Origin of the sequence: Xanthobacter oligotrophicus (assembly GCF_008364685.1) — a bacterium.
Classification (GTDB): domain Bacteria; phylum Pseudomonadota; class Alphaproteobacteria; order Rhizobiales; family Xanthobacteraceae; genus Xanthobacter; species Xanthobacter oligotrophicus.
The window spans coordinates 115,254-141,735 of the sequence record NZ_VTTL01000007.1 but is presented as its reverse complement, the minus strand read 5'-3'; the positions used below and the strand labels follow the sequence as shown (position 1 = coordinate 141,735).

Below are 26,482 nucleotides of genomic sequence, written 5' to 3'. Positions count from 1 at the left end.
GCGCAACATAGCGATCTTGGCGCACAAAACCAGTCTCGTGCCCGTCTTTCTGCCTTCCGCACCCTGCCGCAACAAGGATTTCGCGCCCCATGGCGGTATCGACGCCCGGCACAAGCCCCAATCCCAGCCCATGGTGGAGCCCGTCCGTCCACGCCGACCGGCGCCCGTTCCTGCTGGCCCGCGGGCGCATGATGGCGGCGATCCGCGCCCGCCTTGCCGGCGAAGGCTTCATCGAGGTGGAGACGCCGGCACTCCAGATCTCCCCCGGCAACGAGGCGCACCTGCACGCCTTCGCCACCGACCTCATCGGCCCGGACGGCGCCCGGCGCACGCTTTACCTGCGCACCTCGCCGGAATTCGCCGCCAAGAAGCTGCTGGCGGCGGGGGAAGAGAAGATCTTCGAATTCGCCCGCGTGTTCCGCAACCGGGAGCGGGGCATGGCCCACCATCCCGAGTTCACCCTGCTGGAATGGTACCGCGCCGGCGCGCCCTATACCCAGCTCATGGAGGATTGTGCCGGCCTTCTCGCCTGTGCCGCCGAGGCTGGCGGGGTATCGACCTTCGCCTGGCGGGGGCACACCTGCGACCCCTTCGCCGCGCCGGAAAGGCTCACGCTGGAAGAGGCGTTCGCGCGCCACGCCGGCATGGCGCTTGCCGCCGTGCTGCCCGCCCCCGGCGAGCGACCGGATCCGACACCCTTCGCCGAGATGGCGGCGGCGCACGGCATCCGCACCGCCCCGGACGACACCTGGGCGGACATCTTCTCGCGGGTGCTGGTGGAAAAGATCGAGCCGCAACTTGGCATGGGCCGGCCCACGGTGCTGTGCGATTATCCGGTGAGCGAGGCGGCGCTGGCGCGGCCCAAGCCGCAGGATCCGCGCTTTGCCGAGCGGTTCGAGCTTTATGCCTGCGGGCTGGAGCTGGCCAACGCCTTCGGCGAGCTGACCGATGCGGATGAGCAGCGCCGGCGTTTCGAGGAGGAGATGGACGAGAAAGAGCGGCTCTATGGCGAGCGCTATCCCATCGATGCCGATTTCCTGGCCGCCCTGGCGGTGATGCCGCCCGCGAGCGGCTGCGCGCTGGGCTTCGACCGCCTCGCCGTGCTGGCCAGCGGCGCGCGCCGCATCGAGGACGTGCTGTGGGCGCCGGTCGGCTGACCGGGAGCCTTAAGGCCGCGCGGGCTAAACTCGGGCCACGCTCAGACGCCGCGCAAGCTCAGGTGTTCAGGTGATCTCGAACAGGGTCGAGAAGCCGGAAATGTCGAACACTTCCCGGATCTGCGGCTGGAGCGAGGACAAGGTGAGCTTGCGCTTGGCGGTGCGCATGGCCTTGCCGGCCACCAGCAGGGCCCGCAGGCCCGAGGAGGAGACGTAGTCCACGCCGGCGAGGTTCACGAGGAGCCCGCCATCGGTAGTGGTCACCACTTCCATGAGGCTCGCCTCGAACGGCTTGGCGTTGGGCGTATCCAGCCGTCCCGCCACCTTCAGCACCACCTCGGACCCGAGCTGCTCACGTTCGATGTGCATCGGCCTCTTCTCGCTTGCGCGCCTCGCCGGGGACGGCGTTGCCAACGGGATTAGCCTCATTCGCAGGAGCACGCAACGCCACTGCGCTGCGCCGCACCAGCCAGACGCCGCGCTCGAACAGGCTGGTGGCGAGCAGGAGCTGGCGCGCGTCCTCCCCCGTGCCGAGCGCCGAGGCCGCAAGCTGGCGGCGGATGCGGCTCAAGAGGTCGCTGCGATCCCCTGCGAGGGTGATGATGAAGTCGAGGTCCTCCGCATCGCCATCGGTGGCGTCGGCCAGGGACAGGATGATGGTGCGCAGGGATTCGGACAGGTTGAAGCCGAGGGGCGGCAGGTCGGCAAAGCCCTCCACCACCTCGGTGAAGGCGTGCAGCGTGTCCTGCAGGGTGCGCACGGTCTCCACCAGCGCCTGCAGTTGCAGGGCGGTCTGCAGGCTGCCCCTCGGCACGCCGCGGGCGATGAGGTCGGACAGGAACTGGTCGATGGCGACGCCGATGGCGTTGGCCCCCCGCCACAGGGCAAGGCGCTCCGCCGGCCCGCCCTGGTCCTGCTGGTCGAGGTCCGGCAGCAGGGTGGGCAAAAGCTTGACCAGCCGCATGATCTCCTGTTCGGCCAGATCGAGGGCGGTGGCGAAGTCGCCCAGCGCCCGCTCGTGGATGAAGCGTGGCTTCGAGGCGCCGTCCTCCATGGTCGGCGGACTCAGCCGCGCGGCGATGGCCTCGGTCACCCCGCGGGCGAGGGAGACCGGAACCGCCCCCGCCACCTGCAAGGCCAGGAACAGCAGGGACAGGGAGGCCGACGCCTTGCCGCCGCCCATTTGCGAAAGCAGGGCCACCGGCTCCGCCCCCAGCCACCCGCCGGTGAGGAGCACCGCGCCGACGAGCAGGCAGCCCACCGCCTTCACCAGCACGTGCACGTAGCACAGCTGCCGTCCGGTGCCCTCCAGTTCGCCGGCTGTGAGCACGGCGGAGATGCCCGAGCCGAGATTGGCACCCATGACGATGACGATGGAATCGTCGAGGCCGAGCACCTGCGCCTGCATCAGCGCCACCACCAGGATGGTGGGCGTGGACGACGACTGGCTGACGGCGGCGGCGATGAGCCCCAGGAGGAAGCCCACCCAGGGCGAGATGCCATGGTCGAGGACGGCGGCAAGCGCGCTCACGTCGAGCGCGCGCGGCCCCTGCTTGATATAGTCGAGCCCCAGCAGCACCAAAGCGAGGCCGAGGGCGACGCCCATCCACTCCTTGAAGGCCGGACGGCGGTCCAGCTTGAACTGGAAGCCGAAGCCCACCATCGCCACCAGGTAGAGCACCAAGAGGCGGAAATCGATGGCGGCCACGAACACGAGGGCAGCGGTGCCCACGTTGCCGCCGGCCACGATGGGGATGGCGTCACGGGTGGCGAGCACCCCGCCGCGCACCAGATTGCCGCTGATGACCGCCACCGCGTTGGACGACTGGGTGGCCGCCCCGGCCAGGGTGCCGCACAGCAGACCTGCGAACGGCGAGCGGGTGGCGGTGCGCAGCAGGTGCCGCACCCGCCGGCCCGTGGCCTGCTGCAGGTGCGTCGACATGATCTTCAGTCCGACGAAGAGCAGGCCCAGCCCGGCGAGAATTTGCGCAATGATCGCCATGGCTGCTTCGCAGCGCCCTCCGTCCAGATGCGGGATGACCGCCGAAATTAGCGCAGGTCTGTATCATTATGACGACGGTGGCGCGATGCCGGAGCGGCGTCCCGTCGCTGCGGGCCAAGTTGCAGTTGGCAAAGTCGCCGCAAGCCAGCTGGCCGCGCGGCATCCGGCCGGGAGCCATCGCCCGGCCGGTGCCCTTCCGGAGCGGAGACTCATACCAACGGCCCCGGTCTTTGACCGGTGCCGAGAGGGTCGCGCTCAGGCGCCGCGCGGGCTTGACCAAAAGCCCATGAGTCAAGCTCACGGGCTTTTGGTATCAGTCCGCCTTGCCGGCGATGAGGGTCAGGTGGTTTTCCTCGCCCTCGCGGGCATAGGCGAGGGTTTCGAGGAAGTTGCGCATGAGCTGGACGCCGTGGCCGCCGATCTTGGCGTCCTCGATGGAGGCGGGCACCTCCGGCTCGGCGATGGTGGTGGGATCGAACGGAACGCCGTTGTCGATCAGGCGCACCGCCACCCGACCTTCCGGCAGGCGGTAGCATTCGATGCGGATGCGCGGGACGGCGGCGCTGTCCTGGAAGCCGTAGGACACCACATTGGTCAGCGCCTCTTCCAGCGACAGCTCAAGGGCGAATTGGGTGGCCTGCGACCAGCCCTCGTCCTCGGCCAGGGCACCGAGCCAGCCGGTCGCCTTGGTGATGTCGTCGATGCGGGCCTCCACATCGAGGGAGGAGATCAGGCTCTCGGCGAGCAGCGCGGGCATGGGCGAGCCGTCACGTGCCGCTGGAGGAGCCCGCCGCGGCGAGCGCCTCATCCCGCGTGGCGTGGATCGCCACCAGCTGGTGCACGCCGGTTGCAACCAGCACCTTCTCCACCTGCGGGTCGCAGGCGCACAGGTGCATGCTGCCGCCCTTGCGCCGCAGCCCCTTGGCCCCGGTCAGCAGCAGGCGGATGCCGATGGAGGCCATGAACGGCGTGCGGGAGAGATCCACCAGCACCACGTTGGCCTCGTCGCAGGCGGCCTTGAACTGCGGCTCCACCTGGGCGGCGCCGGAAATGTCGAGACGCCCGTCCAGGCTGACGAGGACGAGGCCGGGTCGCAGCGGCTGACTCTCGATCTTCATGCGCGCGTGTCTCTCACGATCCAGGGCGGGCGGAACCGGCCAAGGGTGGCCCGCCGGTTGCGACACTCTAGTGAAAACGGCCGCAACCGGAAACACCGGCCGGCCGCGCCCGAGGCCTCGCCCTCAGATTTCGCCCATGGGCTCCGGAGCGTTTTCCTCACGCGAACCGGTATCCCCTTCGCTCGAAAGCGCTTCAGCCCTCAGCCCTCCTCGGCCGCGCGAACAGGACGCCGGCGGCGCCGCATTCGAGCCGGCTGCGCTCGTAGCCATGCCAGCCTTCGGCGAACAGGGCCTTCTGCCGGGCGGTGTCGAGTGGATCGACCAGTACCGCTTCCGCCGGATCATAGGTGCTGCCGTCGCGCACCAGCACATAGCGGGCGTAGCCGCCGAAGAAGAGCTGGATGTCGTGGATGGGGAAGCCCTCGGCGAGCAGGCTCGACCAGCTCGGCGTGTTCACCGGCGCGGCGGTGGAGAACAGCACCATGTCGGGTGGCGCGGCCTTGACCCGCGCCGCGATCAGCACCCGCTGGAGCCCCCGCCCGCGATAGGCCGGGTGCACGGACGCGCCGGCGAGCCGGCCTACCTCGGTCTCCGGCGGCAGGCCGAGCAGGCGGTGCGGGCCGTCCTTGGGGGTGTGGTCGTGCTGGAGAATGCCGTAGGCGACCAGCATGGGGCCATCATAGAGCCCGACCGTCCAGCCGCGCCCGCCCAGGATGCCCTCGAAATACGAGCGGTTCTCCGGCTTCACCACCTCCGGCCGCACCAGCGGGCCTATGGCGAGGTGGTGCAGCACGTCGACCGCATCGAGATCGTCCGGGCCGAGCTCGCGGGGGGTGAGCGGTTCGGTCAGTGCGAACTCGCGCAGGGCGTTCATCAGGTGATCACTTCCGCATAGTTGAGCATCGCGATGGGCGGATACACCCCGAGCTGCTTGGCAATGTTCATGTTGATGATGAGCGCGAAGCGCCGCAGCGTCTCTATGGGAATATCCCGGGGGGGCACGCGCTGCACCAGCACCTCCACCGCCTTGGACGCGGCCAGCTGGCCCACCGAATAGTACCGGCTCACCAGCCCCACGAGGCCGAGCCCCTCGCGCAGGAAGAATTCGGTGGCGCCGAAGGTGGGCAGGCCCGCGGCCAGCGCCGCCGGCCCCACCCGGTCGAAGATGGTGGCAAGGAAGGTATCCGCGGGCAGATAGAGCCAATCGGCGCCCTGCGCCTTCAGGTTGCGGACGAAGTCCTCCACCCCGTCGCCGGTGGGCCGGCTGCCCACCATGGTGAGGGGCTGGGCGATGACGCTGGCGTCGATGCCGGCGCAGAAGGCCTTCATCTCGTCGATGATGGCCACCGAGTTGCGCTCGTTCGGCGAGTAGATGACGCCCACCTTGCGGAACGCCTTGTAGCTCTGCATGGCGCGCATCTGCACGTCGGTGGGCACCACGTGCACGGCGCCGGTGACGTTGCGTCCGGACGAGGCCAGCGAGGGCGCGATCTTCACCTGCACCGGCGCGGCCACCAGGGCGAACACCACCGGGATGTCGTGCACGAAGGGCGCATCCGGCGGGGCGTCGTAGGGGCCGGCGACGGCGAGGGTGTTGGGCGTGCCGTAGGTATAGATGAGGTCCGGCTTGAAGACGGGCAGCACCTCCGCGAGGATCGGCTTCACCCGGCCCGCGTCGCGCTCCACGTCGCGGGTGAGGAATTCCACCTTGATCTCGTTGGCGGCGAAATAGTCGCGGAAGCCGCGCTCCACGTCGGTGTCGCCCCGGAACGTGAGCATCAGGACGCGGAAGGGCTCGGCCCGCGGCGCGGCGGCCGATCCAGAGGCAGCCGGCCCGGACGGGACCGACTGGCCGTGGGCGCCGGGTAGCCGGCCGGCGAGCCCTGCGGCGCCGGCGCCGAGGCCCAGGGCAAGGAGGGAGCGGCGGTCCATCAGGCGGAGCTTCCTTCCGATGCGGCCGCGGACGAGGCGCGGCGGGGATGATGCGCGGTTCTAAGCCCGGATAGCGCAAACAGGGCCGCTCCGGCTACTACCACAGTGCCGATAAGCGTGGTCGCGGCAGCAAATCCGATGGTCGCCATGAGAAAACCGGCGCTGGCGGGGCCTGCGGCGTTGCCGCTGCGTTCCACCAGCCGGAACAAGCCGAGAACGCCGGCCGCCCGCCCGCCACCGAGGCTTGATGCCGTGTCGGCCACCAGCGCCGACTGGGAAGCGATGGACATGGCCTGCCCGTAGCCCAGCGCCACCAGCGCCACCACGATGAAGGCGATGGACGGATTGAGCACCATGGCCATGGCGCCGAGGCCCGACACCAGCGCGCCGGCCACCACGAAGCCGCCGCGGGCGTCGAACCGGTCGGCCATGGCGGCGAAGAACGGCACCGCCAGCACCATGATGATGGGATAGATCATCTGGAAGCGGCCGATGGCGGCGGAGGTATAGCCGAGGCGCTGCAATTCCAGCGGCACCAGCAGGAAGCACAGGGCCGCGAACAGGAACTTGGCGGGGAAGGCGCAGCCGAACAGCAGCGCCATGAGGCCCGGCGCCCGCGCCGCGTCCTTGAGGTCGGCAAGGCCGACGCCCGCCGCCGCGCCCGCGCGCCGGACCGTCTTCGGCAGGGTCAGGAGCGCCACCACGAGGGCCACGAGGGCAAGGCCGGCGGATGCCATGAAGGCGGCGGGCGCCCCCAGCCGGTCGGCGATGACGCCGCCGATGGGCGGCCCGCACAGGCTCGCCACCATGATGGCCCGCACGAACACCGCGAGCGCCGCGCTGCGCGCCGCCCCGGCGGAAAAGTCCACCACATGCCCCTGGGAGGAGACGAAGACGAGGGCATAGCCGACCGCCGTGGCGACGCGGGCGCCCACGAACGGGCCATAGGACGGGCTGACCGCCGAAAGCGCATAGCCGGTGGCCGCCAGCAGGGCACCGATGACGAACCCCGGCCGCCGGCCGAGCCGTTCCGAGATGCCGGCGAATGGCACCTGGCACAGGGCCACCACGGCCATGAAGGCGACGATGGGCAGGCTCGCCGCGAAGTCCGGCGAGAGGGAGCCGCCGCCGGCGATGGACTGGGCGAATCGCGGCAGGAACGGCCGCGTCAGCTCCTCCGCCAGCATGAACAGGAACAGGGCGGGACGCACCGCGATGGCGGCCTCGCTCTCCGCCGCCTGGACCCGGCCGAGGCCGGTCCGGGTTTCGAGGTCCGCGAGGCGCGCGAGCGCCGCAGCATCGCCCCGCGCTTCCGCCGCCGCCCGGATCGCCGCGTGGCGCTCGGCGAGGGCATCCACCTGGCGGTCGATGGGCCCGACAAGGCTGCCGGCGGCGCCCGGATTGCCCTCGTGCCGCGCCAGCACGCCCCGCCCCAGCGCCTTCAGGCGCCGCTCCACGGCCATGAGCGCGCCGATGCCGCGCGAGCCCACCACCAGGGCCACCAGCTCCAGCGCCACCAGCAGGGAGACGATGCCGATGAAGGCCACGTCCACCAGCACCGCGCCCACCTGTGCCGTCACCGCGGTCGGATCCACCAGGATCACCACGTCCCCGAGCCGCCGCCCGGACGGGTCTGCCACCGGAATGCGAGCCTGCGGCGCGCCCTCGAAGCCCGCCGCATCGCCGGCGCGGGCCAGTTCCGCGCCCGCAGCGGACACGAGGCTGATCTGGGCGAACTCGGGATTGGCGGCGCGCAGGCTGTCGAAATAGTCGCTCACCCCCACCAGCCGGTCGAACGGCACCCCGACCGTGCCGGCGCGCCCCAGAAGGTCGGCGGCGGACCGCGCCACCGTATTGGCCTTGGCCAGGATCTCGGGAGCGATGGTGCGCTGCGCCGCCCGCTCGGCCCCCCAGCCGATGAAGGCGAGGGCCGAGCACAGGATCAGCACGATGGCGATGGTGATGCCGCCGCGCAGCCCGATCATGCCCGCCTCCGCGATTCGGCAGACCCGGACGGGGATTTTCCGGACGGGATTTTGCCCGAAGACGACTTGTCCGAAGACGATTTGCCGCCACGGGACCCGCCCGCCGCCTCCCGGTGGATGCTCTCGGCCGCCGCCAGGGCGGCCCGCGCCGCCGGGGGCCAGCCGCGCGGATCGGCGGCGCGGCGCACGGCCCGGCGCAGCAGGGCGGCCAGCAGCAGCCCGATGACGATGGTGGCGGCGCCCGCCCCGATCAGCGCCGGCAGGGCGATCACCTTGAGGTCCTCGCCGAGCGCCGCCGCCCCGGCCGCGAGGATCTGCGGATCGTAGCGCACCACCACGCGCCCGATGATCTCGTTAAGGTCGTTGCGCACCGGCCGGGTGAGGCCGCGCCCGCCGTCCTGGGCTTCGGCGATGCCGATGCGCGCCGGATCGCTGGAAAACAGCACGATGCCGTGCTCGTCGGCCAGGTCCATGGAGCGGATGGCGGGTTCCACCCGCGCTTCGCGGTCGAGGAGGCTGGTCAGGGTGCTCTGCGCCGGCAGGGCGATGCCCAGCGAGGCGGCCTGCTCGGCCACGTCGGCGACGCGCTCGGCGGCGATGCCGAATCGCGCCTCGATGACCGAGCGGTGGGCATTGAGCAGGGTGACATAGGAGAAGTAGGCCCCGAACGCGACGCATGCCGCCGCGATCAGTGCGAACACAGCGATCAGCCCGAGAGTGGTCCGCGCCATGTGTTGGATCCGCGTGTCTCTGGTCCGCCTGGAGGGGCCGGCATCGATCTTGGTCGGCGTCTGGTCCGCAGGAACGGCCCGAAAAGTCTTGGCCGAACCGTCTTGCCGCAGCCTGCAATTTGCGACAGAGGCGACCTCCTACCCTGCCGGCAGGGTCTTTCATGCCACGAAAAGGGACCTGAGATTGAAGGTTTTTTTGGTCGCGGATGAGTTTTTTGTCTGGTTTGGCTTGAAGCTGGCGGTTAACGTCCCGCCGGTCCTTCCACCGAAGCTCACTGCATGACTTTCGTAAGCCGGCTCATCCTGGTCGCTGTCCTTTCCGTGAGCGTCGCGGTGATCGCTGTGGCGGCCATTGCCTTCACGGCAAGCGACAAGGTGGGCGAGGAGATCGAGCGCGCCCGCGTCGCCAACCTGCTCGGCACCCTGCGCGCCTCCACCGAGGCCAACCTCTCCATCGGCCTGCTGCTCGACCAGATCTCGCTGCTGCAGCCGCGCATCGAGCGCGAGAAGGCGAGCGACCCCTCCATCCTCGCCATCGACATCTTCAACGCCGCCGGCCGGGCCATCTATTCCACCGACCGCAGCGTGATCGGCGAGGAAGTGGCCCCGGACTGGGTCCGCCGCCTGGCCGCCGAAGAGGTGTGGACCGAGGCGGAGCGCGGCGACACGGTGTTCGGAACCCGATTCGAGAACGACCTCGGCGTCGCCGGCGGCATTTCGGTGACGGTCTCGGACGAGGCGCGCAGCTCCCGCGCCAACCGGCTCGGCCTCGACCTCGTCTCCCGCACCGCGATCCTCACCCTCGCCGCGGCGCTGGCCGCCAGCCTCGCCGCTTTGCTTTTCGCCTATGTTCTGACCCGGCCGTTCGACCGGGTCGCCCGCATCCTCAGCGGCGAAGGGGCGACATCCACCGACGACGGTCCCCTCACGCAACTCGCCGATGAAACGGTGAAGAGCTGGCGCGACGCCGAAGCCCGCGTCGATCGCGGCCTCGGCCAGTTGGGAGCGCTCGACGATGCGGCATGAGCTTCCGGAGGGGGGACGTGCCCGCCTGTTGACCGGCTTGTTCGCCCTCCTGGTCACCTTCATCCTCGGCTCAATCGCCGCGGCGCTGCTCCTCAACGGCTACCGCGCGCGGGTGGAGGAGAGCGCGCGGCGCGACGCCCTCGTCATCGGCACCTCGGTGGCGCGGACCCTGGCGCAGCAATTCGAGAAGGCCGCGCGCTTCGGCATCCCGTTGAAGCTGCTGCCGGGGGTTGAGATCCACCTGTCCGAAACCTTGGCGCGCACGCCAGGCCTGACCCAGATCGTCCTGCGCGGCGCCGACGGGCGCGAGATCGGCAGCGCCATCGGCGAACATCCGGGTACTGATTCGGTGTCCGCGCCGGTGACGGTGGACGGCAATACCGTGGCCTCTGTGGAGGTGACCACCAATCCGGCGGCCCTCGCCACCTCGTTCGCCGACATCGGCGTCAAGGCGGCGGTGGTGGTGGCGGTCTGCGCCGCCCTCGCCGCCCTCGCCGCCGGCCTCCTCGTGGGCGGCGCCCTGGAGCGCAGCCGCGGACGGCTCACCGAGGGTCTGCTCGGGGCGGTGGAGGGGGAATACGGCACCTCCGACGACCCCTTGCGCTACAGCCGCCGGTCCGGGCCACGCGGCGCGGTGGGGCGCGCATTGCGGGCGCTGGAACGGGGCAACCGGCGGGTGGCCGATCGCCGCTCCGTGTTCGACGCCTATGCGGAGGAATTGCTGGCCGTGGATTTCGACGGGGGGCTGCGGCCGGACGTAGAACGGGTGCGGCGCGAGGTGCTGGCCCCGCCCGGCGCGGCTGAGAAGGAACGAGGGGTCTGATGCTGCTGCGCACCCGCATCACCCTCATCGTCGCCCTCGGCTTCGCCGTCCTCATGCTGGGCATCTGGGGCGCCACCCTGCTGCGCGACCGCGTGGCCGAGACCCAGGAGGCCGAGCTTGCCATCGAGGGCCAGACCGTGCTCTGGCGCGAGATCGTCGCCTTCCAGACCTCGAACCTCGCCCGCATCCTCGAGCGGGTGGACAGCTCCGCCGCCTTCCGCATCGCGCTCGGCTTCTCCGACCGGCCGGGCGTTGCCGCCGCCATCCGCGAACTCGGCGTCAACATCAACGACGACGACACCTATTTCGAGGTGATGAGCGCCGACCGCGAGGTGGTGTTCAGCGACGGCGGCACTGCCAACCGCTACATCCTCGACGCCGGCAGCCTCGACCGGGCGCTCAAGGGCGAGGTGCTCTCGGGCCTGCGGCAGGTGGGCGCGAACCAGGTGATCGTGCTGACCACCCGCACCGTGGAGCTGCCGGGCAAGGGCACCGCCGTGCTGATCCTCGGGCGCGACGCCGCCCTCGGCATGGAGCGCTTCGCCCGCGGCCTCACCGCCACCACCACCCTCGTCACCCTGCGCGGCCGGGTGGTGGCCAGCACCGACTTCCGCCTGTGGGAGCGGGCCAAGCTCGCCATCACGCCGCGCCGGCCCACCTCCGAGCGCATGGTGCTGGAGGGGCGCAACTACAACGTCACCAGCATCCCCATTTCCGACATCAGCGCCAGCACCGTGGGCGCGCTGGTGAGCTTCGAGGACACCACCGAGACCGTCCAGGCGACTGCCTTCATCCGCCAGTCGGCGGTGGCCGGCGCCATCGGCCTGGTGCTGATCGGCGTCATCGGGCTCAACGTCTTCCTCTGGTACAGCTTCCGGCCGCTGGAATCGGCCATCGACGTGCTCCAGGCGCTGGCGCGGGGCGACACCTCCGTCACCGTCGGCCACGTGGGCAACGACGAGATCGGCCGCATCGCCTCCGCCGTGCTCGCCCTGCGCGGCAATGTGCAGGCCCTGGCCGAGACCCGGCGCCAGCGCGAGCGCGTGCGCCGCCGGCAGGAAGCGGTGATCTCCGCCGAGCTCCAGGCACTCGCCGACGCCATCGACCCCACCGACCGCGAGGAAGTGCTCGCGCTGCTCGCCAAGGGCTCCGAGGGCGAGCAGGACGACGAGCTGCGGCGCGTCGCCCGCGTGCTGCACGACCTGTCGCGGCGCATCGTGGAGCAGCACACCCGGCTGTCCTCCATGGTGGTGGAACTGCGCGAAGCCCTCATCACCAAGACCAAGCTCGCCGGCCTGCAGCAGGAGCTGGAGATCGCCCGGCAGGTGCAGCTTGCCATCCTGCCCAAGGAATTCCCGCCGGACGCCCGCGTCGCCATCCACGGCCAGATGACGCCGGCTCGCGAGGTGGGCGGCGATTTCTACGACTACTTCATGATCGACGACACCAACCTCGGCTTCGTGGTGGCGGATGTCTCCGGCAAGGGCGTGCCGGCGGCCCTGTTCATGGCCATCGCCCGCACGCTCCTGCGCTCCACCGCCTTGTTCGAGCGCTCGCCGGCCAGCTCCATCCGCCGCCTCAACGACCTGCTCGCGGTGGAGAACGAGCAGATGCTGTTCGTCACCGTGCTGTACGGCGTGATCGACCTGTCCTCGGGGCGCGTCACCTATGTGAATGCCGGCCACAACCTGCCCTACCGCATCACCCGCGCGGGCGAAGTCTCCACCGTGCCCTCCACCGGCGGCATGGCGGTGGCGGTGCTGGAAGGCTTCGTCTACGTGGAGCATGAACTCCATCTCCAGCCGGGCGACACCCTCTTCCTCTACACCGACGGCGTGAACGAGGCGTTCGACGTGGACGAGAAGCCCTATGGCGAGGAGCGGCTGGAAGACCTGCTCCGCAGCGGGGCGGCGGACTGGTCGGTGCCCGAACTGTCGGAGCGCGTGCTCGCCTCGGTCCACGTGTTCGAGCGCGGCGCGCCGCAGGCCGACGACATCACCTGCCTGACGCTGCGGTACTTCGGCGGCCACGGACCGCGCCGTACCAGATAAGCGCCAGATGAGCGCCCTTGCCGACACGGACCGTGCGCAAACGTGAAGGCCCGCACCCCGCTTCGAGGGTGACGGTGACGGCGGCAACAGGGTAAGACACCATGCCCGCGCGAGCGGACACGAGATCATAAGGGCGAGGGATCAACCCCGCCGCGGACCAGACGAGGGGAGGCGCAATAACCGGCGGCAATCGCCGGGAGGGACGGCATCATGCCGGCTCGGGGAGGAGTGTCGACGTGACCATGAATGCGCGAACGGCCGAATGGCCGGCCGGGGAAGTCTCCACCATCGGCGCGGTGGGCGTCGCCCATTTCTGCAGCCATTTTCTCCAGCTCGCCCTCGCCCCCCTGTTCCTGATGATGCGGGCGGACCTCGGCGTTTCCTTCTTCGCCCTGGGCGCGGTGCTCGCCGTGTTCTATCTGTTCTCCGGGGTCGGCCAGGTGACGGCCGGCATCCTCGTGGACCGCTTCGGCGCCCATCGCCTGCTCTTGGGCGGGGTGCTGCTGCAGGGCACGGCCACGGCGGCCATGGGCCTTGCGCCCCATTATGCGGTGCTGCTGCCGCTGGCCGCCCTCGCGGGGCTCGGCAATTCGGTCTACCACCCGGCGGATCTCTCCATCCTCAGCCACAAGGTGGCGCCGGCCCGGCTGGGGCGCGCCTTCGCCGCCCATGTGATCGCCGGCAGCATCGGCTTCGCGCTCTCGCCCCTCGTCTCCGCCGCCATCGCCACCACCTTTGGCTGGCGGACGGCGCTCGGCGCCATGGGGCTCGGCGTGGCGGTGCTCGGCCTCGTGCTCCTCGTCTGCCGCAAGGCCCTGAAGACCGATCCGGAGCAGGGTGCCGCGCACAGCGCCAAGGCCGCGCACGGTCCCGCCCCCACCTTCTTCCAGGTGCTGGCCATGCCGGTGGTGCTCACGGCCTTCCTGTACTTCCTGCTCACCTCCATCTCGCTCTCGGGCATCCAGAGCTTCTCCATCGTCGCCCTGAAGGAGGGCTTCGGCGCCACGGTGGCGCTGGCGACGCTGGCGGTCGCGCTCTACCAGTGCGGCAATGCGGCAGGCGTCGCTTTGGGCGGGGCGGTGGCGGACCGTACCGCCAACCATCACCTCATCGCCATGGGCGGGCTCGCGATGGCCTGCGCGCTGGCGCTGCTCGCAGCAATGCTGGTGGTGCCGCCGGAGGTGACGGTGGGCCTGGTGGCGCTGGTGGGCTTCGCCATGGGCATGACCACGCCGTCCCGCGACGTGCTGGTGCGCAGCGCTGCGCCGGCGGGGGCGACCGGCAAGGTGTTCGGGGTGGTGTATTCGGGCTACGACATCGGCGCGCTTCTGGGGCCGCTGATGTTCGGCCTCATGCTCGACCACCACCTGCCGCGCCTGGTGTTCGTGGGCGCGGCCATCCCCCTCGGCCTCGCGGTGCTGACCGCCTTCGCGGTGCGCCGCCGGCCGCAGTGAAGGAAACGGGTCTTACCCTCCCAGCAGCACCTTGCCGGGATTGGCGAGGCCCTTGGGATCGATGGCGGCCTTGATGGCCGCCATCAGCTCCAGCGCCACCGGGTCCTTGTAGAGGGGCAGTTCCTCGCGCTTGAGCAGGCCGATGCCGTGCTCCGCCGAGATGGAGCCGCCGAGCCCCGCCACGATGTCGTGGACGATGCGGTTGAACTCTTCCCAGCCGGCAAGATAGGTCGCCTTGTCCATGCCCACCGGCTGGCTCAGGTTGAAGTGGATGTTACCGTCGCCCATGTGACCGAAGGCGCACACCCGCACCCCCGGCATGTGGGCCTCGCAGGCGCGGGCCGCCTCGGCGATGAAGTGCGGCACCCGCGACACCGGCACCGACACGTCGTGCTTGATGGAGCCGCCCTCGAACTTCTGGGCGTCCGACAGCGCCTCGCGCAGCTTCCACAGGGCCTCGGCCTGGGCCTCGCTGGCGGCGATCACCGCATCCTCGATCTCCCCCGCCTCGAACGCCTCGCCGAACACCTCAAGCGCCAGCGCGGAGAGGTCGTCGTCGCGACGGGTGGAGGTGAGTTCCGCAAGCGCATACCAGCCGTGGTCGCCGGCCAGCGCGCGGGTGGTGCCGGGAATATGCTTCAGCACCGTCTCCATGCCGAAGCGCGGCAGGATCTCGAAGCCGGTGAGCGCGTCCCCCGCCACGTTCCGCAGCCGCTGGAACAGCTTGAGGGCGGCATCGGGGCTTGAAAGGCCGGTGAGGGTGGTGGCGCGGGCGCGCGGCGCCGGATAGAGCCGCAGCACGGCGGCGGTGATGATGCCCAGGGTGCCTTCCGCGCCGATGAACAGGTCTTTCAGCGCGTAGCCGGTATTGTCCTTGCGCAGGCGGGACAGGCCGTTCCACACCCGCCCATCCGGCAGCACCACTTCCAGCCCGAAGGTCAATTCCCGCATGTTGCCGTAGCGCAGCACGGCGGTGCCGCCGGCATTGGTGGAGAGGTTGCCGCCGATGCGGCAGCTGCCCTCCGAGGCGATGGAGAGGGGGAACAGGCAGCCCGCCTCCGCCGCCGCCTGCTGCACCTGATGCAGCGTGCAGCCGGCCTCGGCCACCACGGTGAGGTCGACGGGATCAAGGTCGCGGATGCGGCTCATGCGCCGCAGCGACACCAGAAGGCCGCCGAACGGCACCTGCCCGCCCACAAGCCCCGTATTGCCGCCCTGCGGCACCACGGGAACCCCCGCCTCGGCACACGCGGCGACGATGAAGGACACGTCTTCCGTGGTCGCCGGCTCCACCATGGCCGGGGTGGCACCCTGGAACAGGCCACGGCCTTCAACCAGCCAGGGGGCAAGCTCCGCCGCATCGGTGACCACGCGGGCGGGACCGATGCGCGCGGCGATGCGCTCCAGCAGCCCCTTGAGGCGGGCGGCATCGAGAAGGATGGGGTGCGGGGCGTGGCTCGACATGGCCGGGAGGGTGCCGCACGGCCCCCGGCTTCGCAAGGGTGGGGTTGGGTGCGGGACGGTAGGGGGCAGCACACTCAGGTGTGCTTCACACCCCATGTCGCGCCAGGACCGTGCACAGGCCCCCTCCCCATCCCTCCCCCGCAAACGGGAGAGGGAGCAAGGCCGGGCCAGAAAAGTCCTCAGGCCGCGGCCTTCAGCCCCACGTCGGGAAGTTCCGGACGGGTCTTGAGGGCGGCCGCCATCAGCGCTTCCACCTCGGCCCGCTCGTGGTCCAGCAGCGCCAGGCGCGGCGGGCGGGTGAGGAAGGTGCCACGGCCCATGACGTGCTCGCACAGCTTGATGCACTGGACGAGATCGGGGCGCGCGTCGAGGTGCAGCAGGGGCATGAACCACTCGTAGAGCGTCATGGCTTCCGCATAGCGGCCGGCGCGGGCGAGGCGGAACAGGGTCTCGCCCTCGCGCGGGAAGGCGTTGGACATGCCGGACACCCAGCCCTGCGCACCCATGGCGATGCTCTCCACCACCACGTCGTCGAGGCCGGCGAACATGATGAAGCGGTCGCCCACCTTGTTGCGCAGGTCGATGAAACGGCGGGTGTCGCCCGAGCTTTCCTTAAAACAGACGATGGTTTCGCAATCCACCAGGGAAGCAACCACGTCCGGGGTCACGTCGTTCTTGTAGACCGGCGGGTTGTTGTAGATCATCACCGGCAGGTCGGTGGCCTTGGAGACGGTGCGGAAATGCGCCGCCGTCTCATGGGGCTTGGAGGAATACACCAGCGCCGGCATGAGCATGATGCCGTCCACGCCCACCTTGGCCGCCTCCTTTGCAGTGGCGATGGCGAAGTCGCTGGTGAATTCGGCGATGCCGCAGATCACCGGCACCCGGCCGGCAGCCACCGCCTTGCCGGCCTCCATCACCTGGATCTTCTCCGCGGTGGTCAGCGAGCAGTTCTCGCCCACGGTGCCACACACGATCATGCCGGACACGCCGTCGCGGATCAGGCCTTCCATCACCTTGGCGGTGGCGTCGATGTCGAGCGAATAGTCGTCGCGGAACTGGGTGGTCACGGCCGGGAAGACGCCTTCCCAGCTGATTGCCGGCTTCATCTCATGTCATCCTTGTGTCGATAAGGGGTGCGGACAAGGCCCTGCCCTGTCCGCGTGCGGGTTTCAGGGATCAGAGGGCGGCGCCGGCCTTGCGCAGGTCGGCGAGGATCGGGGCCTTGGGCAGCCAGATCTTGTCGTATTCGGCGATGATCTTCTCGCGGTCGGCCACTTCCGCCACCTTGATCGGGATCGCGGCCTTGAATTTCTCCAGCAGTACCGGCTCGTTCACCACCGTCTCGTCCACCTGGGCGTCGAGCGCGCTCTTCGTGAGCTTGCTGATGAGCGCCTTGTCGGTGGGCGAGAGCGTCTGCCACACGCGGCCGGAGACCAGCGCGATGACCGGCATGAAGATGGCGTCCATCTTCAGCATGGTCTTCGACACCTTGTCGAAGCGCTGGTTCCAGGAGAAGTCGAGGTCGGCCTCCAGGCCGTCCACCTGGCCGTTGGACATGGCGTCGAACACCGCCGGGGTGGGGATCGGCGTCGGGGCGGCGCCGAGCAGCTGGTAGAAGTCGCGATAGGCCGGCGTGGTGTTGATGCGCAGCTTCATGCCGTTCAGGTCCTTGATGCCCGTGATGGGCTTCGCGGAGAACACGACGCGCATGGTGGTGATGCCCCAGGCGAGGCCCACTGTCCCGGTTTCCTTGGGCAGCACGTCCAAGAGGCTCATGGCCACCGGGGTGCGCACCAGCTTGCCGGCCTTGGCGGTGGAATCCACCACCCAAGGGGCGTTGATGGCGGCGATGGCCGGCACCCGCGAGCCGAGTTCCGCGGTCATGATCCAGCCCATGTCGAGGGCGCCGGTCTGCATCTGCTGCAGCATGGCCGCCTCGTTGCCGAGCTGGCCCGAGGGGAAGACGGTGATGGAGAGGCGACCCTTGGTCTCCTCCTTCAGCAGCGCGCCCACCTTGTCGGCGGCCACGTTCCAGGGATGGCCGCCCGGGGTGATGATGCCGAGGCGGAATTCCCGCGCCTCCTGGGCCCGCACCACGCTGGGCATGGCAAGCGGAAGGGCGGCGCCGGCGGCGGCGGTCATGAGGAAATGACGACGGGACAAAGTCATGACGGGGCGAGACATGGCAGGGCTCCGGGAAGGTTGGTTTTTTATTTGACGAGAACGGTGGACAGCCACGGCACCAGCGACAGCAGGACCAGAAGCGCGCAGGAAGCGAAGAAGAACGGCAGGGTGACCCAGAACATCCGCCCCACCTTCGCCCCCGTGACTGCGGAGGCCACGAAGAAACACAGGCCGACCGGCGGGGAGAGGAAGCCGAGGACTAGGTTGATCACCACCACTACGCCGAAATGCACGGGATCGATGTGGTAGACATCCACGGCGATGGGCAAAAGGATCGGCACCGTCATGATGAGGCCGGGCGCGCCGTCGATCACCGTGCCGATGACCAGCAGGATCACGTTCACCAGCAGCATGAAGGAGATCGGGTCGTGGGCCACGGTCTGCACCCAGGCCGCCACCGCCTGCGGGATCTTGCCGTAGACCAGCACCCAGGAGAACACCGCCGCCACCGCCACCAGGAACAGGATGACGGAGGAATAGAGCCCGGCCTTCAGCAGCATCTGCGGCAGTTCGGAGAACGACAGTTCCTTGGTCCAGTAGCGGCCGATGAGCAGGGCCGCGAGCGCGCCCACCGCCGCCGATTCCGTGGCATTGGCGAGGCCGGTGAGGATGGAGCCGACGATGACGATGGGGATGAGCAAGGTGGGAATGGCATTCAGCACGATGTCCACCCGCTGGCGCCAGGTCATGGTCTCGCCGCTGGGGTAATCGTAGAAGAAGCCCATGATGTAGACGCAGACGCAGAACAGCCCGGTCAACAGCACGCCGGGGATGATGCCGGCGATGAGCATGTCGCTCACCGACACCTGCGCCAGCACCGAATAGACCACGAACATGATGGACGGCGGGATGATGGGCCCCAGCATGCCCGCATAGGCGGTGAGGCCGGCGGCGAAGGTCTTGTCGTAACCCTTCTTCACCATCTCCGGCACCAGGATCTGCGCCATGATGGCGACCTGCGCCGTGGCCGAGCCGAGGATGGACGACACCAGCATGTTGGCGATGAGGTTCACGTAGGCGAGCCCGCCCCGCATGCGGCCCACCACCGCCATGGCCATGTCGATGAGCCGGCGGGTGATGCCGCCGCCGTTCATGATCTCGCCGATCAGCACGAACAGCGGGATGGCGATGAGGCCGTAGCTGTCCACCCCGCCGAACAGCTGGGTGGGAAAGGTCTGCAGCAGCAGCGGGTTGCCGGTGGCGAGGATAAACGCCACCCCGGACAGGGCCAGGCACAGGCTGATGGGCACGCCCACCAGCATGGTGATGAGGAATGCGGCGGTGGTGACCATCAGCTTGCCGCCTCCGCATTGGCCATGGGGAAGCCGCGATAGACGCGGCGCGGCACGAATTCCAGGTCTTCCACCAGGTTGGCGAGGCCGTGGATGGTGATGGAGACAGCAAACAGCGGGATGACGAGGCTGATGGCCCAGGTGGGCCAGTTCAGGGTCTGCGTGTGTTCCGTATAGAAGAAGTTGAAGCTTTCCCCGGCGAAGGTCTTGGCATCGAAACCGGCCGCCGCGATGCCGACGGGATCCATCCACAGCCAGCACATGTAGGAGAGCATGAGGCCGAACAGCACGGTGAAGGCCGTGGCGATGGCCCGCGCCACCTTCACCCCCGTGGGCGGCAGGCGCTCGGTGAGCATGCCCACCGAGAAGTCGAGGCGCAGGCGCGTCATGGCCGAGGCGCCGATGAAGCTCAGCCAGACCACCGCATAGATGGCCGATTCGTCGATCCAGTAGATGGGCGTCCCGGTATAGCGGGTCACCACATTCAGCAGGATGAGGAAGCTGACGAGCCCCATCAGTCCGATCACCGCCACCCGCTCGAAGGCGAGGAGGCCGGACGAGAGGGCGAGCACCAGCCCGCACGGCCCCACTCCCGCGGCGCCTGTCTTGGTCGCATGGTTCATGTTTTCGTCGCTCTGGAAGGCGGACCCTTGTGGGTCTCGATTTGGTGCTTTCAATCCAAATGTAGATTTTATACATTCGACACGTCAATACCCCGCCAACGCTTTTTGCTGTAGCTCAGATCCCATGAATTCCGGCAGCATGAATTCCGGCAGTCCGACCGCCGCCCAGAAGGGCCTCAAGCACCGCACGCTCTCGGCGGCGATCCTTGACCAGTTGCGCCAGTCGATCCTCGACGGCACCCATCCCGCCGGCACCCAGCTGCGGCAGGATGCGCTGGCGGATGCCTATGGCGTCAGCCGCATCCCGGTGCGCGAGGCGCTGTTCCAGCTGGAGGCCGAGGGGCTGGTGCGCATGGTGCCGCAGAAGGGCGCCATCGTCTCCGACCTGTCGGTGGAGGAGATCAACGACGTGTTCGAGCTGCGGCGGATCATGGAGCCGCGCCTGCTGGAGCGCGCCATCCCGCTGTTCACCGACGCGGATTTCACCAAGCTCGACGCCATCCACGCCCGCTTCACCGCCGCCACGAAGGCCCATGACGTGAGCCAGTGGGGCATCCTGAACGCCGATTTCCACATGGCGCTCTATGATCGCGCGGCCCTGCCCCGCACCCGCCAGATCGTCGCCGCTTTGCTCCAGACCTCGGACCGGTACACAAGGCTCCAGCTCTCCACCACGGAAGCCATGGACCGGGCCAAGAGCGAGCACGCCCAGCTCATCGCCCTGTGCCGGGCCGGCGCCGTGGCGGAGGCCACCTCTTTCCTCGACGGCCATATCGGCAAGGTGCACGCCGACCTGCTTCGGGTGATCGAGCAGCGGGCGGCGCGCGCCAGGTCGACAGACGGACCCCGCCAAGGTGCGGACCAGGGCATGCGCGAGGGCACGGGCGAGACGACGACGGAGGAGGCCGGCGCGGACACCCGGCGCAGGACACGGTCCAAGTCCTTGGCAAAGGGCGAGGACCTGCGCTAGAGCACGCGCCGGTCAGCCTGCCTCGCCAAGCTGATCGCAGAACGCGTGCTCTTGTCCGATACTGAGCGCCAGACCCGTCCGTTCCGGAGACTTCATGGCCGACCGCATCCTCGTCGCCCGCATCGGCGCCCCCCATGGCGTGAGGGGCGAGGTGCGCCTCTTCGTCTTCACCGAAGATCCCGGCGCCGTGCTGGACTACGATCCGCTCACCGACGCCACCGGCAAGAAGCGCTTCCGCATCGCCACGTTGCGCGCCGCCAAGGACCATTTCGTCGCCCGCATCGAGGGCATCGCCGACCGCACGGCGGCCGAGGCGCTGACCAATGTGGACCTCTTCGTCCCCCGCGATGCCCTGCCGCCGCCCGACGACGAGGAGACCTTCTACCACGCCGACCTCATCGGCCTCGACGTGCAGGACGAGACCGGCGCGGTGATCGGCACGGTGGTGGCGCTGCAGGATTTCGGCGCCGGCGACATCCTGGAATATGCCCCCACCCTGCCCGCCACCAAGGCCAAGACGCTGATGGTGCCTTTCTCCAACGATGCGGTGCCGGTGGTGGACCTGCCCGGCCGGCGCGTGGTCATCGCCGAAGCCTTCGTGGAACGCCGCCCGGCAGAGCCGGAAGAGGGCGAAGACACCGGGGGGGAGTGAGCCCGGCGCTGCCCACCCCCCGTTTGACTCGGGCGCTCCCCTCCCCCATCACGCCACCATGACCTTCCGCGCCAGCATCCTCACCCTTTATCCCGAGATGTTTCCCGGGCCGCTCGGCCATGCCTTGGCTGGCCGGGCGCTGGAGAAGGGGCTGTGGGCGCTGGAGGCGGTGCAGATCCGCGACCATGCCCTCGACAAGCACCGCTCCGTGGACGACACCCCCGCCGGCGGCGGCCCCGGCATGGTCATGCGCGCCGACGTGCTGGCCCGCGCCATCGATGCGGTCTCCCCGCCCGATGATCCCCGCCCCCGCCTGCTCATGACCCCGCGCGGCGCCCCGCTGACCCAGGCGCGGGTGCGCGCTTTGTCGGAAGGCCCCGGCGCGGTGATCCTGTGCGGGCGGTTCGAGGGCGTGGACGAGCGCATCGTCGCGGCCCGCAACCTCGAGGAAATCTGCGTCGGCGACGTGGTGCTGTCCGGCGGCGAGGCGGCGGCGCTGCTTTTGCTCGATGCCTGCGTGCGGCTCATTCCCGGCGTCATGGGCAAGGCGGAGAGCGGCACCGAGGAGAGCTTTTCCGCCGGCCTGCTGGAATATCCGCAATACACCCGCCCGCAGCTGTTCGAGGGCCAGCCCATCCCGGACGTGCTGACCTCAGGCGATCACGCCCGCGTCGCCCGCTGGCGCCACGGTGAATCCCTCGCCGTCACCCGCGCGCGGCGGCCGGACCTGCTCTCGGGAATATCCCCGCATGACGGGACCATGAAGGAAAGGGAATGACACGGCCCTGTTTCTCGGCTATGGAGCCGCGTCCCTTAACTTAAAACGACACAACGTGGCACCGGGGCGTTTTGCCGAACCGGTGGCTGCAAAAGGTTGGCGACATGAACATCATCCAGACGCTCGAAGCCGAGCAGGCGGCGAAACTCGCCGAAAAGCGTGCCATCCCGGACTTCCAGCCCGGCGATACCATTATCGTGAACGTGAAGGTCGTCGAAGGCGAGCGCTCGCGCGTGCAGGCCTATGAGGGCGTGTGCATCGCGCGTTCCGGCGGCGGCATCAACGAGAGCTTCACGGTCCGCAAGATTTCCTACGGCGAGGGCGTGGAACGCGTGTTCCCGGTCTATGCGCCGCTGATCGATTCCATCAAGGTGGTGCGCCGCGGCAAGGTGCGCCGCGCCAAGCTCTATTACCTGCGCGATCGCCGCGGCAAGTCGGCCCGTATCGCCGAGCGCCAGGACCGCACCGCCGACGGCAAGATCAAGAAGGGCGGCAAGTCCGCCCCCGCGCCCACCGCCGCCGAGTGAGACCAGCCTCAAGGCCGGCATCCGCCGCCTGAAGCTTCGCGTATTCAACGCCTCCGGGACCGCCCGGGGGCGTTTTTTCGTTTCGAGCCCGCTCGGTGCCTGAGCGAAGGCATCCAGGCTGGTCACTCCCCCGGCGCGTCGTCCCGCAGGCGTGCGAACAGGCCGTCCGGATCGGCATCGAAGGCGCGGCGGATCTCGGCGAGCGCGGTCTCGCCGCCGCGATAGCTGGCGCCGCCCACATGCAGCCAGGCATCCAGCAGCATCTTCGGCTCGCTCCAGCTCCCATCTGGTGAAGGGACCCGCACCGACCGCGCGTGCGGCCAGGCAAAGCCCGACACATCAAGCTTGCGGAACAGCACGTGCCAGTTGCGCCCGCCGGTGTCGGTGCCCAGCAGCCGGTCGGGGCCGAAATCCAAAGGCTTCGCCACGAGGCTGCCGTCGTAGATGGAAAAGCCCGGCCACAGGTACCAGGCCTTCACCCGACTGCTCCAGCGCTGGAGGCCATAGACCGGCTGCCGCGCCACCAAGGCGGCAAGGTCGGTGGGCTTCAGCAGCACCAGGTCGTGGTCGAGCATGGCGAACACACGCGGCCTCACCTTGCGCAGCACGTTGTGAAACACCCAGTTGGCTGCGGCGGCATGGGAACGCGCGGTGCGCACCCGCACGAAGGGCGCCGGCGGCAAGGCGAGGTAATAGAGCCCCTTCTCGGCAGCGATGGCGGCAAGCTCGCGCCGCGCCTGCGGCTCCGTGGAATTGTCGCAGACGAGCAACGGCGTGCCGGGGGCGAAGCGCGCCATGGAATCGGCCAGCAGCGCCACCGCCTCCGGCACGTTGTAGGCGATGGTGAGGGCAAGAGCGCCGTCGCGGCGGCGGCTCAGCGCCTCCACCACCTCTGCCTGCCCTTCGGCCGGGCGGTCGCGATAGAGGCGGTCCATCATCGCGTAGCGGGCGTGGTTGAGCCAGTGCAGGCCCGGCAGCGCCGCGACGAGGCCGGACAAGCCGGCCCGCTTGTGCCCTTCAGACCCGCTCATGTGGCTGCTCCCGATGCGGTGGTGCCGTCCGCGCCGGCGCGCAGTCTGGCGAGAAGACCGTCCGGGTCCGCCGCGAAGGCGCGCGCCACCGTGTCGAAGGCCCGTCCGCGCCCACCATGGCCGGCGCCGCCGGCGTGCAGCCAGCCGTCCACCAGCAGGTGATCCTCGCCCGCCTCCGTGCCGGGATCGGCGACGAACACGGTGCGGGTTTCGGCAAACGCCAGCGCATCCCGGTCGAGGCGGCGGTAAAGGACGTTCCAGTTCTGCCCACCGGTGTCAAGGGTGAGCGGGGTGTCGGTGCCGAAGTCCAGCGGCAGGCCCTGCACCGCCTTGTAATTGAACACGCTGAAGCCCGGCCACAGATACCAGGCCCCATTGCCCTCGCCATGGCGCGCCATGCCGTAGCAGGGCTGGGCGGTAACGCGGGCCGGCAGGTCGTCGGCCTGAAGCGGGAGGAGATCGTGGTCGAGCAGGGCCACCACCGGCGGCGCCGCCGGCCGCACGAGGTTGGTCCAGATCCAGTTCAGCGCCACCGCATGGGAGCGCGAGCCGTTGCGCCCGCCGCGATAGGGCGAGGCCGGCAGCGGGCAATAGGCGATGTCCCGCTCCGCGCACAAAGCCGCAATGGCGGCGCGGGCGGCGGGATCGGTGGAATTGTCGCACACCACCAGCGGCGTCTGGGGCAGGAAGCGGGCCATAGCCTCAGAGAGCAGGGCGATGGCCTCGGGCATGTTGAAGGCGACGGTGAAGGCCAGGGCGGGGGCGCGCTCAGCCTTCAGCCGCGCCACCAGCGCCGCCTGCCCGTCCGCCTGCCGACGGGCATAGACAAGGTCCACCAGCCGGTTGCGCGCGCGCCGCAGGCGGTGGGCCAGCGGGGCGCCTCCCAGCCACTCCTTGAGCGAATAATCGGCGAGATCGCGCATGGGGCGGCTCAGGGCTGGGCCGGCGCCGAGAGGCGGCGCAGGACGGGGGCGGGGTCCGAAGGCGCGGGCGCGGTGCGGGAGAGCGCATAAAGCACCACCTCGCCCCGCCCGTCCGCCCGCGGGAAGGTGCCGATGGCGCGGAAGCGGTCCGGGAAGGCGGCGACTGTCGCCTGCGCCACCCGGCTGGCGGGCACAGCCCCGGTCTCCCGCGCCTCCACCGCGAGGGCGGCAGCGCCCATGGCGTCAAGGGCGGCCAGAAGTTCTTCGGGGGTGGCGGCGGGCAGGCGGCTCGCATCCACCACGAAGCTGCGGCGGGCCCGGTCGCGCTGGGCGACGGCGGCCCCCAGCGACGCCTCGCCCCGCCCATCGCCTGCGACGACGATCACCGGGGGCGCCGCATCGCGGGCGAGGAAGGCTTCCGCCGCCGCATCCATGCCGATGGCGCCCTTGCGCACCTGCTGGAGCAGGCCCGGCATGGCGGCGAGCAGCAGCATGAGCGCCACCGCCAGTTCCCGGATGGTACCCCAGCCCGACACCACAAGGCCGATGAGCCGCATGGCACCGAACGCCGCCAGCATGGCGACTGGCGCCAGCAGCACGACGGCATCCAGCGCCACGCCCCGGCCGGCGCCCAGCGAGAAGGCGAGGGCAAAGGCGGGCACCAGCGCCGCCACCGGCGCCAGCACCGCCGGGTCCACCGCATCCTCATCCCGGCGCCAGCCATCGAAGACGGTGAAGACGAGGCCGGCCACAGCGCAGGCCAGCGGCAGGGTGCCGAAGGCGGCGCGCAGCGTCTGCCAGACGAAAGCCGGCGCATCGGCGGTCACCACCGGCGGCAGCCGGCCGGTGGTGAGGGCCACCACGGCCGCCAGCAGGGCGAGGCCCGCCAGCGGCACGAGCACACGCGCCCGCCGCATCACATCGAGCCGCCTGGCCATGAGCGCCGCCAGCGGCGGCAGCAGCAGAACTACCGCTCCTGCCGGCGCCATGAGCACGCTCACAGCCCCGGCGGCGGCGAACAGGGCAGCGGAGGCCGGGGTGCCCCGCCGCATATGGCGGCCGAAGGCCAAAGCGGACAACAGCGTGAACAGGGCCAGCGGCAGGTCGAGGCCCAGCACGAAGCTCGCCTCCCGCAGCAGCGGCAGGGCGGCGAGCACGAAGCCCACCGCCACCGCCGGCAGCACGCCCGCCGCCCGCGCCGTGGCCCAGCCGGCGCTCACCACCAGAAGCGCGGCCAGCACCGCCGGCAGCAGCAGCGCCGCCGGCGTGGTGGGCGTGAACAGCATCAGCCAGCCGCCCGCCAGCCCATGGAACAGGGTGAGCCGGGCAAGCGGCAGCGCCTGCGGGGCGTGCAGGCCATAGTCCGCCGCGAAGGCGCCCGCGGCGGGAAAGCCGGCGGCGGCATGGTCCGCCACCATGAGGGCGGTGACGAAATGGCGCGCCTCGTCGGGATCGGTGGCGCCAAGCTCCGCCACATAGGCGCCGGCGCCCAATTGCTGGGCGACCATGACGGCGGTGGTGAGCAGCACCACGATGAGGAAGATGAGGCCTCGCAGCGCCACGGTGCTCCGTCGCCTCTCGCCCGCCTCCATGCTCGCCATCATCCCAAGCACCCCGACCCAAGCACCCGACCTGTGCACCCCGACGCGCGGCGCGACGCCGCATTCGCCCGCGTTCTAGAGCGCCATCGGTCCGGACGGAAGCCGTTCCGCCACCGCCGACCAGGGAATCGCCTGTTCACGCCGGCAACGCGCGC

The 26,482-nt window shown here is 69.8% G+C and carries 24 protein-coding genes and 1 pseudogene; 9 read left to right on the top strand and 16 right to left on the bottom strand.

Annotated elements, in window-relative coordinates; all coding sequences use genetic code 11:
* The first annotated feature begins 89 nt into the window (after positions 1-89).
* On the top strand, positions 90-1,157 hold the full coding sequence (epmA, locus tag FZ033_RS13185) for an EF-P lysine aminoacylase EpmA (protein ID WP_149576590.1): 1,068 nt from the start codon (positions 90-92) through the stop codon (positions 1,155-1,157).
* Positions 1,158-1,223: 66 nt separating this feature from the next.
* Here the strand turns inward: epmA and FZ033_RS13180 are convergent, their stop codons facing one another.
* The 8 genes from FZ033_RS13180 to FZ033_RS13145 all read right to left on the bottom strand — a co-directional run bounded on the left by FZ033_RS13180 (position 1,224) and on the right by FZ033_RS13145 (position 8,925).
* Entirely contained in the window at positions 1,224-1,526 is a 303-nt protein-coding gene (locus FZ033_RS13180; RefSeq protein ID WP_012114549.1) for an STAS domain-containing protein, read from the bottom strand.
* Positions 1,510-3,159, bottom strand: a complete 1,650-nt coding sequence (locus tag FZ033_RS13175; protein ID WP_149576588.1) for a Na/Pi symporter — start codon at positions 3,157-3,159, stop codon at positions 1,510-1,512. The genes FZ033_RS13180 and FZ033_RS13175 overlap by 17 nt, the downstream gene beginning before the upstream one ends.
* A gap of 313 nt (positions 3,160-3,472) precedes the next feature.
* A complete protein-coding gene (locus tag FZ033_RS13170; RefSeq protein ID WP_188079470.1) occupies positions 3,473-3,916 on the bottom strand; it encodes an ATP-binding protein in 444 nt (147 codons plus the stop codon).
* Positions 3,917-3,926: 10 nt separating this feature from the next.
* On the bottom strand, positions 3,927-4,277 hold the full coding sequence (locus tag FZ033_RS13165; protein WP_149576586.1) for an STAS domain-containing protein: 351 nt from the start codon (positions 4,275-4,277) through the stop codon (positions 3,927-3,929).
* Positions 4,278-4,470: 193 nt separating this feature from the next.
* Positions 4,471-5,151, bottom strand: a complete 681-nt coding sequence (locus FZ033_RS13160) for a hypothetical protein (RefSeq protein ID WP_149576585.1) — start codon at positions 5,149-5,151, stop codon at positions 4,471-4,473.
* Positions 5,151-6,209 carry an ABC transporter substrate-binding protein gene (locus FZ033_RS13155; protein ID WP_149576584.1) on the bottom strand — a complete coding sequence of 353 codons (1,059 nt, stop codon included), beginning with the start codon at positions 6,207-6,209 and terminating at the stop codon, positions 5,151-5,153. Before FZ033_RS13155 ends, FZ033_RS13160 begins: the two co-directional genes overlap by 1 nt.
* Entirely contained in the window at positions 6,209-8,194 is a 1,986-nt protein-coding gene (locus tag FZ033_RS13150; protein WP_149576583.1) for an MFS transporter, read from the bottom strand. The genes FZ033_RS13155 and FZ033_RS13150 overlap by 1 nt, the downstream gene beginning before the upstream one ends.
* On the bottom strand, positions 8,191-8,925 hold the full coding sequence (locus FZ033_RS13145) for a hypothetical protein (RefSeq protein ID WP_149576582.1): 735 nt from the start codon (positions 8,923-8,925) through the stop codon (positions 8,191-8,193). The genes FZ033_RS13150 and FZ033_RS13145 overlap by 4 nt, the downstream gene beginning before the upstream one ends.
* A 279-nt stretch (positions 8,926-9,204) precedes the next feature.
* On the opposite strand from FZ033_RS13145, the gene FZ033_RS13140 reads away from it, so the two are divergent.
* The 4 genes from FZ033_RS13140 (at position 9,205) to FZ033_RS13125 (ending at position 14,279) form a co-directional block, all read left to right on the top strand.
* Positions 9,205-9,951 (top strand): hypothetical protein, encoded by a 747-nt coding sequence (locus FZ033_RS13140; protein ID WP_149576581.1) that lies wholly within the window; start codon positions 9,205-9,207, stop codon positions 9,949-9,951.
* Positions 9,941-10,774 (top strand): hypothetical protein, encoded by an 834-nt coding sequence (locus FZ033_RS13135; RefSeq protein ID WP_149576580.1) that lies wholly within the window; start codon positions 9,941-9,943, stop codon positions 10,772-10,774. The genes FZ033_RS13140 and FZ033_RS13135 overlap by 11 nt, the downstream gene beginning before the upstream one ends.
* Entirely contained in the window at positions 10,774-12,825 is a 2,052-nt protein-coding gene (locus tag FZ033_RS13130; protein ID WP_149576579.1) for a PP2C family protein-serine/threonine phosphatase, read from the top strand. Before FZ033_RS13135 ends, FZ033_RS13130 begins: the two co-directional genes overlap by 1 nt.
* A 242-nt stretch (positions 12,826-13,067) precedes the next feature.
* Positions 13,068-14,279, top strand: coding sequence for an MFS transporter (locus FZ033_RS13125; protein WP_149576578.1), 1,212 nt, complete (start codon positions 13,068-13,070; stop codon positions 14,277-14,279).
* A 12-nt stretch (positions 14,280-14,291) separates the two neighbouring features.
* Here FZ033_RS13125 and FZ033_RS13120 read toward each other — a convergent pair whose 3' ends face one another.
* The 5 genes from FZ033_RS13120 to FZ033_RS13100 form a co-directional block, all read right to left on the bottom strand.
* Positions 14,292-15,743, bottom strand: a complete 1,452-nt coding sequence (locus tag FZ033_RS13120) for an FAD-binding oxidoreductase (protein WP_149576577.1) — start codon at positions 15,741-15,743, stop codon at positions 14,292-14,294.
* Positions 15,744-15,922: 179 nt separating this feature from the next.
* Positions 15,923-16,852 carry a dihydrodipicolinate synthase family protein gene (locus tag FZ033_RS13115; protein WP_149576576.1) on the bottom strand — a complete coding sequence of 310 codons (930 nt, stop codon included), beginning with the start codon at positions 16,850-16,852 and terminating at the stop codon, positions 15,923-15,925.
* A gap of 70 nt (positions 16,853-16,922) precedes the next feature.
* On the bottom strand, positions 16,923-17,915 hold the full coding sequence (locus FZ033_RS13110) for a TRAP transporter substrate-binding protein (RefSeq protein WP_149576730.1): 993 nt from the start codon (positions 17,913-17,915) through the stop codon (positions 16,923-16,925).
* A 41-nt stretch (positions 17,916-17,956) separates the two neighbouring features.
* Positions 17,957-19,222: a TRAP transporter large permease gene (locus FZ033_RS13105; RefSeq protein WP_149576575.1), complete on the bottom strand. Its 1,266-nt coding sequence runs from the start codon at positions 19,220-19,222 to the stop codon at positions 17,957-17,959.
* Positions 19,222-19,845, bottom strand: a complete 624-nt coding sequence (locus tag FZ033_RS13100; RefSeq protein WP_149576574.1) for a TRAP transporter small permease — start codon at positions 19,843-19,845, stop codon at positions 19,222-19,224. Before FZ033_RS13100 ends, FZ033_RS13105 begins: the two co-directional genes overlap by 1 nt.
* Positions 19,846-19,984: 139 nt before the next feature.
* Between FZ033_RS13100 and FZ033_RS13095 the strand changes: the two are divergent.
* The 4 genes and pseudogenes from FZ033_RS13095 to rplS form a co-directional block, all read left to right on the top strand.
* Positions 19,985-20,644: pseudogene (locus FZ033_RS13095) on the top strand (GntR family transcriptional regulator); the annotation flags it as partial.
* A gap of 265 nt (positions 20,645-20,909) precedes the next feature.
* Positions 20,910-21,467 carry a ribosome maturation factor RimM gene (rimM, locus tag FZ033_RS13090; RefSeq protein WP_149576572.1) on the top strand — a complete coding sequence of 186 codons (558 nt, stop codon included), beginning with the start codon at positions 20,910-20,912 and terminating at the stop codon, positions 21,465-21,467.
* A 58-nt stretch (positions 21,468-21,525) separates the two neighbouring features.
* On the top strand, positions 21,526-22,245 hold the full coding sequence (trmD, locus tag FZ033_RS13085; RefSeq protein ID WP_149576571.1) for a tRNA (guanosine(37)-N1)-methyltransferase TrmD: 720 nt from the start codon (positions 21,526-21,528) through the stop codon (positions 22,243-22,245).
* A 104-nt stretch (positions 22,246-22,349) separates the two neighbouring features.
* Positions 22,350-22,772 carry a 50S ribosomal protein L19 gene (rplS, locus tag FZ033_RS13080; protein WP_138401222.1) on the top strand — a complete coding sequence of 141 codons (423 nt, stop codon included), beginning with the start codon at positions 22,350-22,352 and terminating at the stop codon, positions 22,770-22,772.
* Between the two features lie 122 nt (positions 22,773-22,894).
* Here rplS and FZ033_RS13075 read toward each other — a convergent pair whose 3' ends face one another.
* The 3 genes from FZ033_RS13075 to FZ033_RS13065 are packed head-to-tail and all read right to left on the bottom strand — an operon-like array spanning position 22,895 to position 26,330.
* Complete coding sequence (locus FZ033_RS13075; RefSeq protein WP_149576570.1) at positions 22,895-23,803, bottom strand: hypothetical protein; 909 nt, start codon at positions 23,801-23,803, stop codon at positions 22,895-22,897.
* On the bottom strand, positions 23,800-24,726 hold the full coding sequence (locus FZ033_RS13070; protein ID WP_149576569.1) for a hypothetical protein: 927 nt from the start codon (positions 24,724-24,726) through the stop codon (positions 23,800-23,802). The genes FZ033_RS13075 and FZ033_RS13070 overlap by 4 nt, the downstream gene beginning before the upstream one ends.
* 8 nt (positions 24,727-24,734) lie before the next feature.
* Positions 24,735-26,330, bottom strand: a complete 1,596-nt coding sequence (locus FZ033_RS13065; protein ID WP_149576568.1) for a hypothetical protein — start codon at positions 26,328-26,330, stop codon at positions 24,735-24,737.
* Between the last annotated feature and the right edge of the window lie 152 nt (positions 26,331-26,482).

Bases quoted from the DNA above. Each gene is read 5' to 3' on its own strand.
- epmA (WP_149576590.1), top strand. From the start codon at position 90: ATGGCGGTATCGACGCCCGGCACAAGCCCCAATCCCAGCCCATGGTGG.
- FZ033_RS13180 (WP_012114549.1), bottom strand. From the start codon at position 1,526: ATGCACATCGAACGTGAGCAGCTCGGGTCCGAGGTGGTGCTGAAGGTG.
- FZ033_RS13175 (WP_149576588.1), bottom strand. From the start codon at position 3,159: ATGGCGATCATTGCGCAAATTCTCGCCGGGCTGGGCCTGCTCTTCGTC.
- FZ033_RS13170 (WP_188079470.1), bottom strand. From the start codon at position 3,916: ATGCCCGCGCTGCTCGCCGAGAGCCTGATCTCCTCCCTCGATGTGGAG.
- FZ033_RS13165 (WP_149576586.1), bottom strand. From the start codon at position 4,277: ATGAAGATCGAGAGTCAGCCGCTGCGACCCGGCCTCGTCCTCGTCAGC.
- FZ033_RS13160 (WP_149576585.1), bottom strand. From the start codon at position 5,151: ATGAACGCCCTGCGCGAGTTCGCACTGACCGAACCGCTCACCCCCCGC.
- FZ033_RS13155 (WP_149576584.1), bottom strand. From the start codon at position 6,209: ATGGACCGCCGCTCCCTCCTTGCCCTGGGCCTCGGCGCCGGCGCCGCA.
- FZ033_RS13150 (WP_149576583.1), bottom strand. From the start codon at position 8,194: ATGATCGGGCTGCGCGGCGGCATCACCATCGCCATCGTGCTGATCCTG.
- FZ033_RS13145 (WP_149576582.1), bottom strand. From the start codon at position 8,925: ATGGCGCGGACCACTCTCGGGCTGATCGCTGTGTTCGCACTGATCGCG.
- FZ033_RS13140 (WP_149576581.1), top strand. From the start codon at position 9,205: ATGACTTTCGTAAGCCGGCTCATCCTGGTCGCTGTCCTTTCCGTGAGC.
- FZ033_RS13135 (WP_149576580.1), top strand. From the start codon at position 9,941: ATGCGGCATGAGCTTCCGGAGGGGGGACGTGCCCGCCTGTTGACCGGC.
- FZ033_RS13130 (WP_149576579.1), top strand. From the start codon at position 10,774: ATGCTGCTGCGCACCCGCATCACCCTCATCGTCGCCCTCGGCTTCGCC.
- FZ033_RS13125 (WP_149576578.1), top strand. From the start codon at position 13,068: ATGAATGCGCGAACGGCCGAATGGCCGGCCGGGGAAGTCTCCACCATC.
- FZ033_RS13120 (WP_149576577.1), bottom strand. From the start codon at position 15,743: ATGTCGAGCCACGCCCCGCACCCCATCCTTCTCGATGCCGCCCGCCTC.
- FZ033_RS13115 (WP_149576576.1), bottom strand. From the start codon at position 16,852: ATGAAGCCGGCAATCAGCTGGGAAGGCGTCTTCCCGGCCGTGACCACC.
- FZ033_RS13110 (WP_149576730.1), bottom strand. From the start codon at position 17,915: ATGACTTTGTCCCGTCGTCATTTCCTCATGACCGCCGCCGCCGGCGCC.
- FZ033_RS13105 (WP_149576575.1), bottom strand. From the start codon at position 19,222: ATGGTCACCACCGCCGCATTCCTCATCACCATGCTGGTGGGCGTGCCC.
- FZ033_RS13100 (WP_149576574.1), bottom strand. From the start codon at position 19,845: ATGAACCATGCGACCAAGACAGGCGCCGCGGGAGTGGGGCCGTGCGGG.
- rimM (WP_149576572.1), top strand. From the start codon at position 20,910: ATGGCCGACCGCATCCTCGTCGCCCGCATCGGCGCCCCCCATGGCGTG.
- trmD (WP_149576571.1), top strand. From the start codon at position 21,526: ATGACCTTCCGCGCCAGCATCCTCACCCTTTATCCCGAGATGTTTCCC.
- rplS (WP_138401222.1), top strand. From the start codon at position 22,350: ATGAACATCATCCAGACGCTCGAAGCCGAGCAGGCGGCGAAACTCGCC.
- FZ033_RS13075 (WP_149576570.1), bottom strand. From the start codon at position 23,803: ATGAGCGGGTCTGAAGGGCACAAGCGGGCCGGCTTGTCCGGCCTCGTC.
- FZ033_RS13070 (WP_149576569.1), bottom strand. From the start codon at position 24,726: ATGCGCGATCTCGCCGATTATTCGCTCAAGGAGTGGCTGGGAGGCGCC.
- FZ033_RS13065 (WP_149576568.1), bottom strand. From the start codon at position 26,330: ATGATGGCGAGCATGGAGGCGGGCGAGAGGCGACGGAGCACCGTGGCG.